The following is a 16,087-nucleotide window of genomic DNA, read 5'->3' as shown; positions in this document are numbered from 1 at the left end:
CAGCCACCGCAGCACACCGCTGCCATGACACACAGAAACAGAGAGGCCGGCACAGCCATGCGCACACACATCGTCGTCCATGAGGCGTTCGAAGCCCCGGGGGCCTTCGAGGACTGGGCCGTCTCCCGGGGGCACGACCTCGGATTCTCGCGGGTCCACGAGGGCGACCCGCTCCCCTCGTCCAGCCAGGGCATAGACCTGCTGATCGTGATGGGCGGCCCTCAGCAGCCCGGCACGACCGTCGAGGAGTGCGCGCACTTCGATGCCGCCGCGGAGAAGGCCCTCATCTCCTCCTGCATCGAGGCGGACAAGGCGGTCATCGGTATCTGTCTGGGCGCCCAGCTTGTCGGCGAGTCGCTCGGCGCCACCTGGGCCCCCAGCCCGAACACGGAGATCGGCTCCTTCCCCGTCACCCTCACGGCCGCCGGCCGCGAGCACCCCTTCCTCGCCGGCTTCGAAGACTCCTTCCACACCGGTCACTGGCACAACGACATGCCGGGCCTCACCGGCGACGCGACGGTGCTGGCCACCAGTGCCGGATGCCCCCGCCAGATCGTCGCCTACGGCCGCTTCGTGTACGGCTTCCAGTGCCACATGGAGTTCACCCCGGACTGCGTCGAGGCCCTGATCGAGCACGATGAGAAGGACCTGGCCCTACTCGCCGACCGGCCCTTCGTCCAGCAGCCCGATCAGCTGCGCGCCAACGACTACACCGAGATGAACGCCAAGCTCATGACATTCCTCGACCGGCTCGCCGCGGCCTACACCGGCCGCTGAAACGGCGCCGGTGCTGTTCGCCGGGGCGTGGGAAGGTGGCCTGACCGCGGCCCAGGTGTTCGGTGATTCCGTGTGCTGGATGAGCCGTTCGTAGTCGCGTGCCGTCCGGCATAGCCGGAGTCGGCCCGACGAGGGTGATCTCGGGGTGCGTCAGACCCAGCGGGAACAGGACCTCTTTCGCGGCGTCGCGGTCGGCCATGTCGGCCGGGGCTCACCTTCCGACGGGCAGGTGCAGCAGATCCTCGCCCAGGACCACCCGCCCGGTGAAGCCGCCTCGCCGTGCGCTGTCCTTGAGCAGCCTGCGCCAGGTCGCGTCGGGGACCACCGCCGGGTCACCGGGGCCGAGATGGGTGGCGACCAGCGTCCGCACGCCGGCCCGCGCCGCGATCCGCCCGAGGTCGGCGACGTCCGTGTGGGTGGCCAGAATGTGGTCGATCAGGGCCTGGGGCAGCCCCAGGCCCGCCAGCCCGGCCGGGTAGACGGCCTCGTGGACCAGGACGTCCGCGTGCCGGGCGAGTCCGACCACGTTCGAGGTCGGTGCCGTGTCTCCCGAGAAGACGACGCTGCCGTGTTCGGTGTCGAACCGGTAGGCGTACGCCGGGAACACCGCGCCGTGCGGGACCAGCACTGCGGTGACCTTGACGTCGTCGTCCTCCATGACGGTGAAGGGGGCCATGTCCGGTGCGGTGTCCGTCGCCGATGCGCCGGTGCTCGCCGGCGGCAGCACGTCGTGGACGCGCAGCAGCGTCATGGGGTCGATGCCCGCGTGCTCGCTCATGAAGAAGGTGGGGGACGCGGCGTACGCCCGCGCCGCCAGCTCTGTCATCGCCACCGTGCCCGGAACCGGGCCGGAAGCGGCGGCCACGGTCGAGTCGACGCCCGCCGGGCCGGGCCCGTGGACGGCGATCGGGGCGGCGAAGCCGACACCGCCCGAGGCGCCGGCGGCGAGCATGGGGAAGGCGAAGTAGTCCACGACGTGGTCGGCGTGCAGGTGGGTCAGGAAGATGCCGGTGAGCGACGGCATCGACAGGCCCGCGCGCAGGTACTGGCTGACGGCTCCGCGTCCGCAGTCGACCACGTAGGTCCTGCCGTTGACGACCAGGGCGGAGGAGATGCCGTACCGCGTGGCCAGCGGCGCCGGACCGGCGTTGGTGCCCAGCAGGGTCAGGGAGAGCGGCGCGCCGGACCGGGACACGGATCGTGCCGTGGCCGCGGCAGCGGTCTGGGTACCGCTCCACTGCCCGGCGGCCGCCGCCGCGGTGGCGGCGAGTCCGGCGAGCATCGTCCTGCGCGTGGCCGTCTGCTGCGGCGCGGGACCTGCTTCGGCTGCGTCACGGTTGCTGAGCGACATGGAATCCGCGGCCTGGCACATTCTCGGGACCTTTCTTCGGCTCACCGGAACAGGCGTGAGAACGAGAGGACTCACGGCTGCGTCGACGCGACAGGAGACATCCGTGATCTCTCCTGTCGCTGTGCCACGGTGTCCAGCGGCCCGTGATCTGTCCACAGCCCGGTACGAAACGGTCCTTCCGGCAGCGCAACATTAGGTACCGCGTTTGCCGCTTGCGCCCCCGAGCCGGCGCGCCGGGAGCAGGCCGGGCCGAACCGCAGGAAGGCGGCCCTGCGCCGTCCCATAACATCCAGGACATGGCAAGCGAGCGGAGAATGACCGCGACGGACCGGCGGCGACTCATCGTGCGGGCAGCCGGGGAGCTGTTCATCGTGCGTGGCTACAGCGGTGTCTCCATGGACGATGTACTGGCGGTGGTGGGCGGGTCTAAGGGAACGCTCTACCGGTACTTCTCGGACAAGAGCGCGCTCTTCCGCGCCGCCGTGGAGTCGCTCTGTGACGAGTGGTCGGATCCCCTGCACGCCTTCTCGCCGAGCGGCCGGAGCCTCTCCGACACCTTGGTGGCCCTCGGCGAGCACTTCGCCTCGATCGTCCTGACCCCGCAGGCCATCGCCCTGCACCGGCTGGTGACCGCCGAGGCCGGACGTATCCCGGGGATCGGCGACGCGTTCTTCGAGCACGGGCCCGGCGCAGGGTACGCGGTGCTCGGGCGCAGCCTGCGGCAGGCGTACGACGACGGTCTGATCGAGGTCGAGGATCCGGTCCGCGCCGCGGCGCAGCTGTACCAGGCCATGCTGGGCGACGCCCAGATGAGGCTGCTCACCGGTGCTCCGTACAAGCTGACAGAGGCCGAGGTGCGCGCGTCCGTCGTCGAGGCGGTGCGGGTCTTCCTCCGCGGGGTGTCCGTCCCCGGGGCCGACGGCCTGGGCTGATACCCGGGTCTGGTGCCCGGGTCTGGATGTCGTCCGGCGGCCTGCCCCTTGTCCTCCGTTCGTACCGTACCGTACCGTACGGTCGCTGCCATCGTCGGCAGACGCCGGCGCGCGCTTCGGGCACCGCACGGAGGGATGACCCATGGGTACGACGACCATCTGGGCCGAGCATGTGGGAAGCCTGCTGCGCCCTGCCGAACTCCTCACGGCCCGTGCCGAGTTCCGGCGGGGCGCGATGACGGCCGAACGTCTCCGTGAGCTGGAGGACGCTGCCGCGGCCGCCGCGCTCAAGGTGCAGGGGGACGCCGGGATGCAGGTGTTCACCGACGGCGAGGTCCGGCGCGAGGACTTCATGGCCTCGGTGGTGGAGACCGTCGGTGGCCTGGTGCCCGCGGCGGAGGGCGGGGGCGCTCCCGTCTCGATCGGCGCCCCGTTGTTCCGGCGGACGCCGTTGTCGCTCACCGAGGCGCGGTGGCTGGCCGGCAACTCCCCCGGACCGTACAAGATCACCATGGCGAGTCCCACCATGGCGGCGGGCTTCTGGCGGCCGGGAGTGTCCGGCGCCGTCTACCCGACCCCCGAGGACGCGGTCGCCGCACTGGCCGGGATCCGCCGGCAGGACATCGCCGACCTGCTCGGCGCCGGAGTCACCTGGCTCCAGCTCGACTCCCCGGCCTACTGGGCCACCATCGGTCCCGAAGCCGCCCGGACGCGCCGGGTGAAGGACCTGGACGGCCATCTCGGCCATGTCATCGACACCGACAACTCCCTGATCCGCGCGGCGCGTTCGCACCGGCCCCGGGTGACGGTCGCCCTGCACTTCTGCCGCGGGAACATGCACGGTGCCCGGTCCGCCCAGGGAGGCTACGAGCACATCGCGGAACGCGTCTTCGGCGAGGTCGAGGTCGATCGCTTCCTCCTTGAGTACGACACCGAGCGCCCCGGCGGTTTCGAGCCACTCCGGTTCGTTCCGCCCACCAAGACCGTGGTGTTGGGTCTGGTGTCGTCCAAGGTGGCGGAGCTGGAGTCGGTCGACGCGCTGCGCCGCCGTATCGACGAGGCCTCCCAGTACATTCCCCTGGAGCAGCTTGCCCTCAGCCCGCGGTGCGGGTTCGCCTCGACGGGTCGGGGGAACCCGCTGACCGTCGACGACCAGCGCCGCACACTGGAGTTGGTGGCCGAGACGGCCCGCCTGGTGTGGGGCTGACGGGCGTTCGAGGGCCGTCGTCCGACCCCGGTGGCAGGTGGTCGGCCGGTGTCTGTCCCGGCTCGACGTGGGACGCGATGGCCAGGAGTCTGGCCGCCTTGAGTTCGGTCTCCTCCCACTCCCGGTCGGGATCCGACCCCCAGGTGATGCCCGCTCCGGTCCCGAAGAGAAGTCGGCCGTGCGCCCGGTCGATCCAGAACGTGCGGATGCCCACGGCGAGTTCGCCGGTGCGACGGTCGGCGTCGACCCATCCGACGCCACCGCAGTACGGGCCGCGCGGTGCCGTCTCCAGCACCTCGATGATCCGCAGGGCGCTCGCCTTCGGCGCGCCGGTGACCGAGCCCGGCGGGAACGCGGCCGCCAGCAGATCTGCCCAGCCGGCACCGTCCCGCAGCTCGCCCCGGACGGTGGAGACCAAGTGCACGAGCCCCGGATGCCTCTCGACGGCGCACAGTCCGGGGACGGTGACACTGCCGGTCGCGCAGACCCGGCCGAGGTCGTTGCGGACCAGGTCGACGATCATCACGTTCTCGGCGTGATCCTTTTCCAGGAGGTCCGCCTCGGTGCGTCCGGTGCCCTTGATGGGACCGGACTCCATCACCCTCCCCGTCCGCCGGAGGAACAGCTCTGGGGAAGCCGTCGCCACCTCGATGCCGTGCTCCGGCAGTCTGATCATCCCGGCGTACGGCGCCCGGTGGCGCGAGGCCAGCAGGTCGGCCAGGGCTTCGATGTCCGCGTCGGAGGCGACGGGGGCGGAAAGGACGCGGCACAGATTGGCCTGGTACACCTCGCCTGCCGCGATGTGCTCGCGGATGCGCCGAACCCCGGCGGTGTACGCGGCCCGGTCCAGGGACGTCGACCACTCGGCCCGTCCGGGCCCGTTCCACCGGGTTGCGGGGACCGCGCGTCGCGGCAGCGGCCGTGCATCACGAAAGCGGGCACAGGTCAGCCGGCCTTCGAAACCGGCCACGACGGCCCACATGCCCCGCGAGTCGAGTGCCGCCGGGTCGGAGGTGACGTCGAGGAGTCCGGTCATGACACGTCCGCCGAACCGGGCTACGGGTGGGAGATCCTTCATGTCCAGCGCCTTCCTGTGCGCATGTGGGCGGCCAACTGGTCCGGGGGCGCCCGGCGGAGCGCGAGCATGCGCCGACTACGCGGGGACGGCTTCGCGTCCGGCGCTCCATTCGGCGGCCTGGAGTGTGTTGACCAGGAGCATGGCTATGGTCATCGGGCCCACTCCGCCGGGAACCGGGGTGATGCGGCCGGCGATGCCGTCGAGTTCGGCGGCGCGCACGTCGCCGGTGAGGCCGCCCGGCGTGCGGTGGATGCCGACGTCGATGACGGTCGCCCCGGGCTTGACGTGTTCCTGGCCGATCAGGCCGCGCACGCCGGTGGCGACCACGACGACATCGGCCGGACGGGTCACGGCGGCGAGGTCCGCGGTGAACTCGTGGGCGACGGTCACCGTGGCCCCGCGGCGCAGCAACAACTGGCTGAGGGGACGGCCCACGAGTTCGCCCCAGCCGACCACGGCGACGCGGGCGCCCTTGAGTTCGACGCCCTCGGCGTCGAGGAGTTCGATGACACCGCTGGGCGTGCACGGGCGCAACCCGCGTTCGCCCCGGGCCAGTCGGCCGGCGCTGGCCGTGGTCAGGCCGTCGACGTCCTTGGTGACGGGGATACGGTCGATCAGCGGCGCGGCGTCGAGCTGTGCGGGCAGGGGCAGTTGGAGGAGGATGCCGGAGACGTCGGGGTCGGCGGCCAGGTCGTCGATGACCGCCGCGACCTCGGCCTGCGTGGCCTGGTGCGGTAGATGACGGTGGACGTCGCGCATGCCGGCTTCGCGGATGGCGCGGCGTTTGGCGGCGACGTAGACGGCGCTGGCGGCGTCGTCGCCGACCAGGACGGTGGCGAGGCCTGGTACCGGTCCGGTGGCCGCGGTCGCGGCCACCCGCTCGGCGACCCGGGTCCGTATGGCGCGGGCGATCTCCGCGCCGTCGATGGTGTGTGTCATGGTGGCGAACCGCTTTCTGCCGGTGAACGATTCGCCCGGTGAAGAGGACTGCGTGCGGGGACCGCGGCCTGGTGCGGCCACGGTGTACGGCGCCGGGGATCGGGGCGGCGGCGAGCACCGCGGCGGGCCGTGCGGAAGTCCGCCGCGTGTGCCGCGTCCGCCGCCCCGACGGCCTGTTCCGGCGCACGACAAGACCACCTGTCCCTGTTCCGGGCGGGTTTCCCTGTCGGGGGGTACGAGTGAACGGTGGTTCAGGAGAAGACGATGGTGTGGTTGCCGTCCCGGATCACCCGGTCCTCGGCGTGCCACAGCACGGCGCGGGAGAGCACGGCCCGTTCCACGTCGGCGCCCCGGCGGGTGAGGTCGGTGGCGGTGTGGGCGTGGGTGACGCGGACGACGTCCTGCTCGATGATCGGGCCCTCATCGAGGTCCTCGGTGACGTAGTGCGCGGTGGCCCCGACGAGCTTCACGCCCCGCTGCTTGGCCTTGGCGTACGGCCCGGCGCCGATGAAGGCCGGCAGGAAGGAGTGGTGGATGTTGATGATCGGCACCGCGGCCTTCGCGATGAAGTCGCCGGACAGGATCTGCATGTAGCGGGCCAGGACGACGAAGTCGACGTTGTCCTTGAGCAGCCGCAGGTGCTCGGCCTCGGCCGCCGACTTGTCGGCCCCCTGGCACGGGACGTGGAAGAAGGGGATCCCGAACGACCGTACCTCCTCGGCCAGATCGGGGTGGTTGGAGATCACCATGGGGATGCTGACCGGGAGTTGGCCCTGCCGGTGCCGCCAGAGCAGGTCGAGCAGGCAGTGGTCGGACTTGGACGCGAAGATCGCGACCCGCTTGGGTGCCGACATGTCGCGCAGGGTGTAGCTGAGCGCGAACTCCTTCGCTAGGTGCTCGTCGAGGTCGGCGCGCAGCGCGGGCAGGACGGCCTGGAGGCCGGGGAGGGTGAAGACGGTGCGCTGGAAGAAGGCGCCGCCCTGCGGGTTGTCGGAGTACTGGTCGAGGGAGACGATGTTCGCGCCGTGCCTGCTGAGCACCGAGGTCACCGCCGCGACGATGCCGGTGGCGTCGGCGCCCTGGACGATCAGCGACGCCTGGTGGTCCGCCTCCTTGCCCTTGCCGGCGTTGCCGGCGGGCGCGGTCTGCGTGATCGTCATGCGCGGGCGTCCTTCCTGAACTGGCCGATCCATTCGGAGGTGGCCTTGAGCCCGCCGAACGTATAGAAGTGGATCTTCACCGTGCCGTGCCGCTCCGGGTCGTAGCCGTCCGCCAGGGCGTGCAGGAACCGGTCCGGGCCGGCGGTGCCCATCAGGTTGGTGAGCGACAGGCCGTACTTCTTGGCGATGGACGCGCTGGTCCCGACGCCGAACCGGGCCGCGTAGCCCATGAGTCGGCGTACCCCGGCCGGGCCGGGGACGCCGATGCGGATCGGCAGGTCGATGCCCTCGTCGCGGACGCGTTCGACCCAGGTGAGGACCGGATCGACGTCGAATCCGAACTGGGTGATGATGCTGCCGTCCAGGCCCTGGGCGGCTATGGCCGCGCTCTTGTCGCGGAGCGCGGACCACAGCTTCTCCCCGCTGATGGCGGGGTGGCCCTCCGGGTAGCCGCTGATACCGACGTGCCGTACGCCGTGTTCCCGGAGCAGGCCGGACTCGATCAGGGCGAGCGAGTCCTCGTAGGGGCCCTCGGGGCGGGCGGGGTCCCCGCCGATGGCGAAGACGTCGGTCTCGGTCCCGTCGGCCCGGAGTCCGGCCAGGAACTGCTCGAAATCGGCGCGCGAGCCGAGGCGGCGGGCCGAGAAGTGCGGGACCGGCACGAAACCGAGCCTCTTGACCGCGCGAGCGGCGTCCAGCCGCATCGGCAGGTTCTCGTTGCCGAGGAAGGTGACGTTGATCCGCGTGCCCTGCGGGATGAGGTGGCTGGCCTCCTCCAGTTTGGACACGTCCTTGCCGGTCATTTCCAGGGAGAAGTCTTCCAGCAGCGACGTCCTGACCGCCGCGGAAGCCGTACTGAGCTGGCTCATCGTGCTCCTAGTGGTGTGGGACGCGGTCCGGCCGGCAGCCGTGCGGTGAGGCGCCGGCCGGACCGCGGGGGTACTGCTCCGCGTCAGGCGTTGCGGCGGTACTCGGTGCGGGCGTGGCGGTCGTACGGGCTGGGCTGGACGGTGGCGCGGATGCGCGGGAACCCGAGGTCGGCCTCGGGGTCCGTACCGGCTCCGGGGTGCTCGCCCCAGACCACCGCGACCTCGGTGCCGGGCTGGGCGTGCGCGGCGTCGATCAGCGTCTGCGACAGGAGCGTGCCGACCGGGTCGATGGAGGCCGTCTGCATGGTGACGCCGGCCAGCCCCGCGGAGGTCTCCACCCGGTGGCGGGCGTAGCTGAGCACGAAGCCCGGGTCCGCTCCCCCGCCCAGGACACGGCGCACGTCGTCCGGGTCGAAGACCAGCGTCACCTTCCTGCGCAGGCCGGTGCCCTCCTTGGCCGCCAGCAGGGCGTCGCGGCCCAGGAAGTCGTGGCCGAAGTGGATCAGCTTGCCGTAGCCCAGCTCGTACGGGGAGACGTAGTAGTCCTCGATGTCCTCCGAGAAGTAGCTGCCGTTCAGCGGACGCTTGCCCTCGATGCCGAACAGCGGGAGCCACTGGCGGTATTCCGCCAGCTCCGGGTCGGAGTAGATGCCGGGTACGGGCGAGGGGATCCAGCCGCTCTCCACGCTCGGCGTGGCGTACGCCAGGGCGCCGACCTGGATCAGGCCGAGGGGTTCGCCGGCGGTGAGGAACGCCTCGTGCACGTGGGCGGCGTGCTCCCAGGGGCCGATGAACTCGTAGCCGGCCTGGCCGGCCATCCCGTGGCGCAGCGCCTTGAAGGCACGGCCGTCCAGGGTGACCGGCGTGGCGTGGAAGAACTTCGTCTCGGGGATCGGGGCGCCGAAGACCTTCTCGATGAGTTCGAGCGCTCCCGGTCCCTGGATCTGGTAGCGGAACAGCTTCGGATCGCCGCCGCCGGGCCGGAAGGCGCTGGAGGCGTCCGTCTCGAAGGCGACGTCGTAGCCGCCCTGTTCCGCGTGGTACTGCACCCAGTGCTGGGCGGCCGGGATGCCGCTGAGCAGGTAGGCGTTCTCGGCCTCCCGGGCGAGGATGCCGTCGGTGACGATGTGCCCGTGGCGGGTCACCGGCACGTACTGCTTCGCCTGGCCGATGGCGAACTTCTCGAAGTTGTTGGCGCCGTGGTCGGCGAGCAGCCGGGTGGCGTCGCGGCCCTCGATCCACAGGTCGTACATGTGGTGCGACAGGTTCAGCAGCGCGACGCCCTCGTGCCAGGCCGTCTGCTCCTGCCGCCAGCCGTGGTACTCGCGGGCGACGACCTCCGGGGTCCACGGCTCGGCGCCGGGCTTCCACAGCAGGTCGATCGGCGAGCCGGCCTTGTCGATGCCGTCCTGGAGGCTGGGGATTGCCATGCGGCTCCTTCTTTCATGGAGATCCATCAGGTGACTGAATCGGCGACTAAATCGATCTAGTGATGGTCCGACGGCGACCCGCGCGGACAGGGATGAGCTGGGGCTAAATCGATCTAGCGCAAGCTAGCAGAGGCCGCTCTCTCCGGCGAGACCCATGAGGCACATTTCTCGTCAGGCGTCCTGCGGGCCACTCCGGGCGAGAACATCCGGCCACCGTCGGCCCAGGCCGCGGCCATGCAGACCGCGTGGAGACTGGAACGGACATCGTGCACGCGCACACAGGCCGCCCCGGCGGCCGCCGCGAGCGCGGAGACGGCGGCGGTCGCCGCGTCCCTGGCGCGGGGCGCGGACCCGCCGTCCACGCACCCACTCAGCGCCGCGCCGATGAAGCGCTTCCTGGAGGCACCGACGAGCACCGGGAAACCGGCGGCCCGCACGGTGCGCAGTTCCCCGAGGAGCCGCCAGTCGTGGCCCGCGTGCTTGGCGAAGCCCAGGCCGGGGTCGAGAATGACGCACCCCGGATCCACCCCCGCCGCGACGAGCGCGTCGACACGCCGGAGAAGCTCCGAGACGACCTCGCCCACGACGTCCCGGTAGATCGCGTGACGATCCATCTCGCGGCTCGGCGCCCGCCAGTGCATCACGACGTAGGGGACGCCCAGTTCGGCGACGGCGGCCCCCATCGCGGGGTCCGCGAGTCCGCCGCTGACGTCGTTGACCAGGCACGCCCCCGCCTCGACGGCGGCGTACGCCACCTCGGCGTGCATGGTGTCGACGCTGACCGGCACTCCGGCGCGGGCCAGTTCCCGCACCACCGGCACGACCCGGGACAGCTCCTCCGCCACCGGGATCGGCTCGGCCCCCGGACGGGTCGACTCCCCGCCCACGTCGACGAGGTCGGCGCCTTCTCGGGCCATCCGCAGACCATGGCGCACCGCGCGTCGCGCGCCGACATGGCGGCCGCCGTCGGAGAACGAGTCCGGCGTCACGTTCAGTATCCCCATCACGAGGCACCTGCCGGGACGCGGAAGCCCGTCAGGGAGCTCGGACGCCGGCCGGAGGGTGACAGGGGATTCCATCTCAATCACGGCTCGGGAACCTCCTCGGCCCGCGGATCGGGACCTGCGGGCAGGCACTGCTCAATCGATATGCCGGTCACGTTACATGAGTTCACTAAATCGATCTAGCCCTTCGTGGAAAGCCGTCGGGCATGGACGAGCCGGTGTGGAAGGTGTCAGGCCGGGCGGCGGCCACGCGCGTGACGGGCGGGTCCCTAGAATGGCAACGCGCCGGCCCGGAGGAGGATGCGGCGCAGACCGCATCGGAGCAGGGGTGATGGGCGCTTCCCGAAGAGTGACGCTGAAGGATGTGGCCGCGGCCAGCGGCGTCTCCCGTGCCACCGTCAGCTTCGTCCTCAACGACGATCCGCGCCAGACGATCTCCGCCGCGACGCGTGACCGCGTCCAGCAGGCCGCCCGCGATCTCGGCTATGTGCCGCACGGGGTCGCCAAGGCCCTGCGCGAAGGCTCCTCACGTGTGGTCGTCCTGAACATCGACACGGGCATGGAAGGCACCTACTCCTCCAGTTACGTCCGCGGTCTCGATGCCGAACTCGCCGCCCACGACCACGTTCTGCTCGTCCGTCACGGCCGCCACACGCCACGCTCCACCCAGCAGGTACTCGACGCCATCGCCCCTCGCGCGGTCATCCGCTTCGGTGAGACGTATCTGACCGGCGACGACCTCCACGACCTCGGAGGCGGCTGGCGCGACGGGCTCGCGGCCCACTCCGCGCTGCAACTCCGTCACCTCGTGGAACACGGCCACACCCAGGTCGCCGTGGCGCTCCCGGACGTCGAGGCCCCACTGGCCGCGGCCCGCCTGAAGTTCACCGGACACGCCGCGATGAACATGGACGTCCCCGTCCCGGTCTCCTTTGCCACCCCGCGCGACCGGGCCGCCTGCGCCGAGGCCGTCGGGAGATTCCTCGCCGGCGCACCCGAGGTCACCGCCTTCGCGGGGTTCAACGACGATGTCGCCCTGCGCGTGCTCATGGCGCTGCGCGACCTCGGCCGCCGCGTGCCGGACGAGTTCGCCGTCATCGGCTTCGACGACAACGGGTTCGGCGCGTACGCCAGTCCCGCGCTGACCACGGTCGGCATCGACGCCGAGGCGCACGGCCGGCTCAGCGCCCGCCTCGCCCTGGGCCTGGAGACCAGCGGCCTCCGCCCGCCGCCCGCCCGGATCGTCGTGCGCGAGTCGGCCTGACCGCCGGCCGGCGGCTCGGCTCACCCCCGTCCGGGGTCACGCCCGCGCCGGCCGCGGCGAGCGGCTTTCCGCCTCGGAGCCGCACCGCGGGACGCACCCCTCCATGGAGCGCAAGGTAAGCCTGCGCGGCGCGCAGACTTCGGCATTTGCGCAGTTCAGGGGGGAGAAAGCCCTGCGGGAAGGCGGCACTTGGATCTCGGCGCGCGCCTTGTGACGTCTCGGAGGCGTACCGTACCGTACGGTTCCATGTCGATGTAGGCACCTCGTCGGCGGCCCCACCCGTGGGGTGACGTGATCGCCGTCGGGCACCCCCGCGCCGGTCCGTCCAGGACATCCAGGCGCCCTGTCCGTCGGTCACGTAGCACGGCGACCGTCGCCGCCCCTGCCGCCTTTCCCGCACACCGCGCGATGACATGGAGAGCTTGATGGCACATCTCGAAGACCAGATCCAGGCGAGCGGTGGCCCGCTGGCCCTGATGCGCAGCGGCCGTTCCGGCGCGTACCCCTTCCCGATCAGGGCCGAGTTCACCAACTGGCGTGACGAGCAGGAGTCGTGGCGCAACTCGGCGGCACTGATGGACCTGTCCCACCACATGACCGATCTGACGGTCGAGGGTCCGGACTGCTACCGGCTGCTGTCGGAGGTCGGCGCCAACACCTTCGCCGGTTTCGGCCCGATGAAGGCGAAGCAGTTCATCGCCGTCAACTACGACGGTTACATGGTCGGCGACTGCATCCTGTTCTGCCTGGCCGACAATCTGGTCCGGCTCGTCGGACGGCCTCCGGCGCTGAACTGGGTCCAGTTCCATGCCGAGACGGGCGGCTACGACGTCACCCTGCGCCGCGACGAGCGCACCGCGCAGAACCCGAACGGCCGCGAGTTCTTCCGTCTCCAGCTCCAGGGCCCGCACGCGGCGGCCGTCTTCGAGAAGGTCAACGGCGGTCCCCTGCCCGACATCCCGTTCTTCTCGATGGGGAAGTTCAACATCGGCAAGCACGAGGTCACCGCGCTCAACCACCGCATGTCCGGCTTCCCCGGCCTGGAGTTCTTCGGCCCCTACGAGTACCTCGACGACGTCCGCGACACCATCCTGGAGGCCGGCGAGTCCTTCGGGGTCCGCCAGGTCGGCGGGCGCGCCTACGCGTCGGTGGCCACGGAGTCCGGCTGGATCGCCAACACCGTCCCGGCGGTCTACTCCGGAGACGCGATGAAGCCCTACCGCGAGTGGGCGAACGCGAGGAGCTTCGAGGGCAGCCTCTCCCTCGGCGGCAGCTTCGTCTCGGACCGGGTCGAGGACTACTACGTCACCCCCTGGGACCTCGGCTACGGCCATATCCTCAAGTTCGACCACGACTTCATCGGCCGTGCGGCCCTGGAAACGAAGCGCGGCGAGAAGCATCGCAAGAAGGCGTGGCTGTCCTGGCATCGCGACGACGTCGCCCGGATCTTCGCCAGCCAGTACGAGCAGGGCGAACGGCGCTTCAAGCACATCGAGATGCCCGCGGCCTTCTACGCGGCCTCGCAGGTCGACCGCGTCGAACGCGACGGCCGTCTCATCGGCGTGTCGACCCTGTGCAGCTACACCGCCAACGTCCGGGGCTGGATCTCGGTCTGCATGATCGACGAGGACGAACTCACCTACGGCCAGGAAGTCGAGCTGGTGTGGGGCGAACCGGACGGCGGCTCCGCCAATCCCACGGTGGAGCGTCACTCCCAGACGAAGATCCGCGCCACCGTCTCCCGCCGGCCCTTCGCCGGCGGCAAGCACTGACCGCATTCCACCCCGGCCGGTGAACAGCGGGGCGGGTCACCGGGCAGACACCGTTCTGCTCAGCCGTCACGGTGACTTGTCCCGCCCGGCCGTAGAGACGAGATGCTCATGACCGACCTCGTAATACCCCTCGTCGGCGCTCGCACGGGCGGATTCGACGCCCTACGAGCCGAGAACGCCGTCCGGGAACTGCTTCTCGCCATCGGCGAGGACCCGGATCGCGAAGGGCTGCGCGCGACGCCGGCCCGGGTGGCACAGTCGTACCGGGAACTCCTCGCGGGGATGCGGCAGGAGCCCGAGGACGTCCTGGCCACGACCTTCGAGCTCAGCCACGACGAGATGGTGCTGGTCAAGGACATAGAGATCGTCAGTCTCTGTGAGCACCATCTGCTGCCGTTCCGCGGTACGGCCCACGTCGGCTACATCCCCGCCGAGGACGGCAGGGTCACCGGACTGTCCAAACTGGCCCGCCTGGTGGACGTCTACACGCGCCGCCTCCAGATCCAGGAACGGCTCACCGGGCAGATCGCCGACGCCCTGATACGCATCCTCGACGCGCGGGGCGCGATCGTGGTCGTCGAAGCGGAGCACATGTGCATGTCGGCCCGCGGCATCCGCAAGCCCGGTGCGCGGACGACGACGTCAGCCGTACGCGGCCAACTGCGCAGACCGGCAACCCGCGCCGAGGCGATGAGCCTGATCCTCGCACGCTGACCGACGGGGAGACGCAGGGCGAGCTGAGCAGGCCCCACAGGCACCCGTGATCACCCGTGATCACCCGGTGCTCGGTTTCCCCTGCCTCCTCCGTCTCCTGCCGCTCCTGGTCCGCGAGAGCCTGCCCATGCCGATCCTTCCGACTCCACCTCACCTCTGACGGTTCGCGGACCACGCGCTCCCGGTGCCGGTGCCGAAGGATCGAGCCGGGCGATGAGGGCACGGCTGATGCGCTGGAGTTCCTCGTCGTGGTCGATGCTCTCGAACCTGCCTCCGCGGCGGGGCCGGGCCAGGTGCTCGCGGATCAGGGGCAGTGCCGGTGCCGCGAGGGGCCCATACGGTCCAGGCAGGCCACGACGCGGTTGGCCGTCGCGGGGTTCTTGGCCATGGCCGGCAGCAGAGTGTCCAGGACGGCCGGTGCCTCCGCGGCGCCGCCGATCTCCCACATGGCGGCAGCGCACTGCGCGGTCTTCGGAACGCAGCCGTGGGACAGTTCGGGAACAGGCGCTGCCGCCCTCTCCCATGGCGCTGTTGACGCACGCGCTCCCGCCCGGCTCTGCCACGGCCCTGCCGCGACCGCCCTCGAGTGGTCAGGAAGTCTGCTCGTCACGGGCGTCGAGGTGACCGGTGCGGCACGCGCGGACCGCCTGCGCCAGCGCCCACACCGCGGCCCGCGCCTGCTCCCGGTCCTCGCCCTGGTCGATGACTTCGAGCGTCTCGGCGGCTGCCAGTCGAACGGAGAGCGGCAAGTCGTCGAAGGCGGCCACCTGATACGCGACAGAGCGCCGGGACTGCCGCTCCGCGGCGCTGGCCCCGTCGGCGGCCAGCGGGAAGACCGCCGCCTCGTACAGCATGATCCCCCGCAGGACGGCATCCGCTGATGCCTCCGTCCTGCCGTCGCCCGCCACGATCCGCTTCAGGAACTCGTGCGTCTGCAGGTGCCACAGGGAGATCGTGATCCTCGCGGACAGGAGCACCGCGCCCGTACCCGCCAGGATCCCGGCACCCGCACCCGGCCAGCCTCCCAGTCGAAGACCGGCGTAGCCCGCCGCCGATCCCGCGCACAGGATCAGCAGCGTCAACGCCGCGAACAGCCGGATACGGACCGGAACTTTCATACCACCGAGTATGCCCACCCCGGCCGCACCGCGCTCCACCGGGACCGCACACCGTGGCAACTGCCGGGCACCCGCGACCCGATGCCGAAACTCCCCGCCGGTGCCCCCGCGCATGCCGTACGGTAAAGACACCGACGCGGGGTGGAGCAGCTCGGTAGCTCGCTGGGCTCATAACCCAGAGGTCGCGTGGTTCAAATCCCGCCCCCGCTACCACCATCCGGCCCCTCCGCATTCCCTGCGGAAGGGCCGGATCCCTTCCGGAGTAGTCGACGTCGTGTGCGGTGACCCGAACCAGGGTCGAGTCCGCGGTCCTTGACGGGAAGTCGATGTGGCGTACGCCTCGTCCGTCTACCGACGGGTGGTGGGAAAGCCCTCGGCGGCGGCCTCCTGGCACTGGGGTGCCGGTGGCGTAGTAGGTCACGAGGACGGTCATCAGGGTGAGCACGACCGCACCCGGCGCCGTCGCCCAGGG

At 70.9% G+C, this 16,087-nt stretch carries 15 protein-coding genes and 1 tRNA gene; 7 read left to right on the top strand and 9 right to left on the bottom strand.

The annotated features are described in order from the left end of the window. The first annotated feature begins 57 nt into the window (after positions 1-57). A complete protein-coding gene (locus ACIPSJ_RS25460) occupies positions 58-777 on the top strand; it encodes a hypothetical protein (protein WP_401349206.1) in 720 nt (239 codons plus the stop codon). A 211-nt stretch (positions 778-988) separates the two neighbouring features. Here ACIPSJ_RS25460 and ACIPSJ_RS25455 read toward each other — a convergent pair whose 3' ends face one another. Beyond that, entirely contained in the window at positions 989-2,128 is a 1,140-nt protein-coding gene (locus tag ACIPSJ_RS25455) for an MBL fold metallo-hydrolase (protein WP_401349203.1), read from the bottom strand. Positions 2,129-2,424: 296 nt separating this feature from the next. Here ACIPSJ_RS25455 and ACIPSJ_RS25450 point away from each other — a divergent pair, with 296 nt between their 5' ends. Beyond that, positions 2,425-3,060 (top strand): TetR/AcrR family transcriptional regulator C-terminal domain-containing protein, encoded by a 636-nt coding sequence (locus ACIPSJ_RS25450; protein ID WP_401349200.1) that lies wholly within the window; start codon positions 2,425-2,427, stop codon positions 3,058-3,060. Positions 3,061-3,202: 142 nt separating this feature from the next. Then, positions 3,203-4,267 (top strand): cobalamin-independent methionine synthase II family protein, encoded by a 1,065-nt coding sequence (locus ACIPSJ_RS25445; protein ID WP_401349197.1) that lies wholly within the window; start codon positions 3,203-3,205, stop codon positions 4,265-4,267. Here the strand turns inward: ACIPSJ_RS25445 and ACIPSJ_RS25440 are convergent. From ACIPSJ_RS25440 to folP, 6 genes are all read right to left on the bottom strand, one after another. After that, a complete protein-coding gene (locus ACIPSJ_RS25440) occupies positions 4,155-5,345 on the bottom strand; it encodes a chorismate-binding protein (RefSeq protein ID WP_401349194.1) in 1,191 nt (396 codons plus the stop codon). The two genes, ACIPSJ_RS25445 and ACIPSJ_RS25440, sit on opposite strands and share 113 nt — an antisense overlap. 75 nt (positions 5,346-5,420) lie before the next feature. Then, positions 5,421-6,284, bottom strand: a complete 864-nt coding sequence (locus tag ACIPSJ_RS25435) for a bifunctional 5,10-methylenetetrahydrofolate dehydrogenase/5,10-methenyltetrahydrofolate cyclohydrolase (RefSeq protein ID WP_401349191.1) — start codon at positions 6,282-6,284, stop codon at positions 5,421-5,423. 251 nt (positions 6,285-6,535) lie between these two features. Further along, positions 6,536-7,444 (bottom strand): formyltetrahydrofolate deformylase, encoded by a 909-nt coding sequence (purU, locus tag ACIPSJ_RS25430; RefSeq protein ID WP_359219860.1) that lies wholly within the window; start codon positions 7,442-7,444, stop codon positions 6,536-6,538. After that, positions 7,441-8,313 (bottom strand): methylenetetrahydrofolate reductase, encoded by an 873-nt coding sequence (locus ACIPSJ_RS25425; RefSeq protein WP_401349189.1) that lies wholly within the window; start codon positions 8,311-8,313, stop codon positions 7,441-7,443. The genes purU and ACIPSJ_RS25425 overlap by 4 nt, the downstream gene beginning before the upstream one ends. Positions 8,314-8,396: 83 nt before the next feature. Beyond that, a complete protein-coding gene (locus tag ACIPSJ_RS25420; RefSeq protein WP_401349186.1) occupies positions 8,397-9,743 on the bottom strand; it encodes an aminomethyl transferase family protein in 1,347 nt (448 codons plus the stop codon). Between the two features lie 113 nt (positions 9,744-9,856). After that, positions 9,857-10,747: a dihydropteroate synthase gene (gene folP, locus ACIPSJ_RS25415; RefSeq protein ID WP_401349183.1), complete on the bottom strand. Its 891-nt coding sequence runs from the start codon at positions 10,745-10,747 to the stop codon at positions 9,857-9,859. Between the two features lie 364 nt (positions 10,748-11,111). Here folP and ACIPSJ_RS25410 point away from each other — a divergent pair, with 364 nt between their 5' ends. From ACIPSJ_RS25410 to folE, 3 genes are all read left to right on the top strand, one after another. After that, positions 11,112-12,011: a LacI family DNA-binding transcriptional regulator gene (locus ACIPSJ_RS25410; protein ID WP_401349180.1), complete on the top strand. Its 900-nt coding sequence runs from the start codon at positions 11,112-11,114 to the stop codon at positions 12,009-12,011. Between the two features lie 425 nt (positions 12,012-12,436). Continuing rightward, positions 12,437-13,783, top strand: coding sequence for an aminomethyl transferase family protein (locus ACIPSJ_RS25405; protein ID WP_401349177.1), 1,347 nt, complete (start codon positions 12,437-12,439; stop codon positions 13,781-13,783). 108 nt (positions 13,784-13,891) lie between these two features. Further along, the gene (gene folE, locus ACIPSJ_RS25400; protein WP_401349174.1) at positions 13,892-14,497 is read left to right on the top strand and encodes a GTP cyclohydrolase I FolE; all 606 of its coding nucleotides are present in this window, start codon (positions 13,892-13,894) and stop codon (positions 14,495-14,497) included. A gap of 304 nt (positions 14,498-14,801) precedes the next feature. On the opposite strand, the gene ACIPSJ_RS25395 is transcribed toward folE, so the two are convergent. Beyond that, a complete protein-coding gene (locus ACIPSJ_RS25395) occupies positions 14,802-14,945 on the bottom strand; it encodes a hypothetical protein (protein ID WP_401349171.1) in 144 nt (47 codons plus the stop codon). 142 nt (positions 14,946-15,087) lie between these two features. After that, positions 15,088-15,615, bottom strand: coding sequence for a hypothetical protein (locus ACIPSJ_RS25390; protein ID WP_359219846.1), 528 nt, complete (start codon positions 15,613-15,615; stop codon positions 15,088-15,090). A gap of 135 nt (positions 15,616-15,750) precedes the next feature. On the opposite strand from ACIPSJ_RS25390, the gene ACIPSJ_RS25385 reads away from it, so the two are divergent. Then, a tRNA-Met gene (locus tag ACIPSJ_RS25385) sits at positions 15,751-15,828 on the top strand. Positions 15,829-16,087 lie beyond the last annotated feature (259 nt).

Origin of the sequence: Streptomyces sp. NPDC090088 (assembly GCF_044747345.1) — a bacterium.
Taxonomy (GTDB): domain Bacteria; phylum Actinomycetota; class Actinomycetes; order Streptomycetales; family Streptomycetaceae; genus Streptomyces.
The sequence above is the reverse complement of the archived record's forward strand: the minus strand, read 5'-3'. Positions and strand labels throughout refer to the sequence as shown.

Bases quoted from the DNA above. Each gene is read 5' to 3' on its own strand.
- ACIPSJ_RS25440 (WP_401349194.1), bottom strand. From the start codon at position 5,345: ATGAAGGATCTCCCACCCGTAGCCCGGTTCGGCGGACGTGTCATGACC.
- purU (WP_359219860.1), bottom strand. From the start codon at position 7,444: ATGACGATCACGCAGACCGCGCCCGCCGGCAACGCCGGCAAGGGCAAG.
- ACIPSJ_RS25390 (WP_359219846.1), bottom strand. From the start codon at position 15,615: ATGAAAGTTCCGGTCCGTATCCGGCTGTTCGCGGCGTTGACGCTGCTG.
- ACIPSJ_RS25450 (WP_401349200.1), top strand. From the start codon at position 2,425: ATGGCAAGCGAGCGGAGAATGACCGCGACGGACCGGCGGCGACTCATC.
- ACIPSJ_RS25405 (WP_401349177.1), top strand. From the start codon at position 12,437: ATGGCACATCTCGAAGACCAGATCCAGGCGAGCGGTGGCCCGCTGGCC.
- ACIPSJ_RS25455 (WP_401349203.1), bottom strand. From the start codon at position 2,128: ATGTCGCTCAGCAACCGTGACGCAGCCGAAGCAGGTCCCGCGCCGCAG.
- ACIPSJ_RS25460 (WP_401349206.1), top strand. From the start codon at position 58: ATGCGCACACACATCGTCGTCCATGAGGCGTTCGAAGCCCCGGGGGCC.
- ACIPSJ_RS25420 (WP_401349186.1), bottom strand. From the start codon at position 9,743: ATGGCAATCCCCAGCCTCCAGGACGGCATCGACAAGGCCGGCTCGCCG.
- ACIPSJ_RS25425 (WP_401349189.1), bottom strand. From the start codon at position 8,313: ATGAGCCAGCTCAGTACGGCTTCCGCGGCGGTCAGGACGTCGCTGCTG.
- folE (WP_401349174.1), top strand. From the start codon at position 13,892: ATGACCGACCTCGTAATACCCCTCGTCGGCGCTCGCACGGGCGGATTC.
- ACIPSJ_RS25445 (WP_401349197.1), top strand. From the start codon at position 3,203: ATGGGTACGACGACCATCTGGGCCGAGCATGTGGGAAGCCTGCTGCGC.
- ACIPSJ_RS25435 (WP_401349191.1), bottom strand. From the start codon at position 6,284: ATGACACACACCATCGACGGCGCGGAGATCGCCCGCGCCATACGGACC.
- ACIPSJ_RS25395 (WP_401349171.1), bottom strand. From the start codon at position 14,945: ATGTGGGAGATCGGCGGCGCCGCGGAGGCACCGGCCGTCCTGGACACT.
- folP (WP_401349183.1), bottom strand. From the start codon at position 10,747: ATGGGGATACTGAACGTGACGCCGGACTCGTTCTCCGACGGCGGCCGC.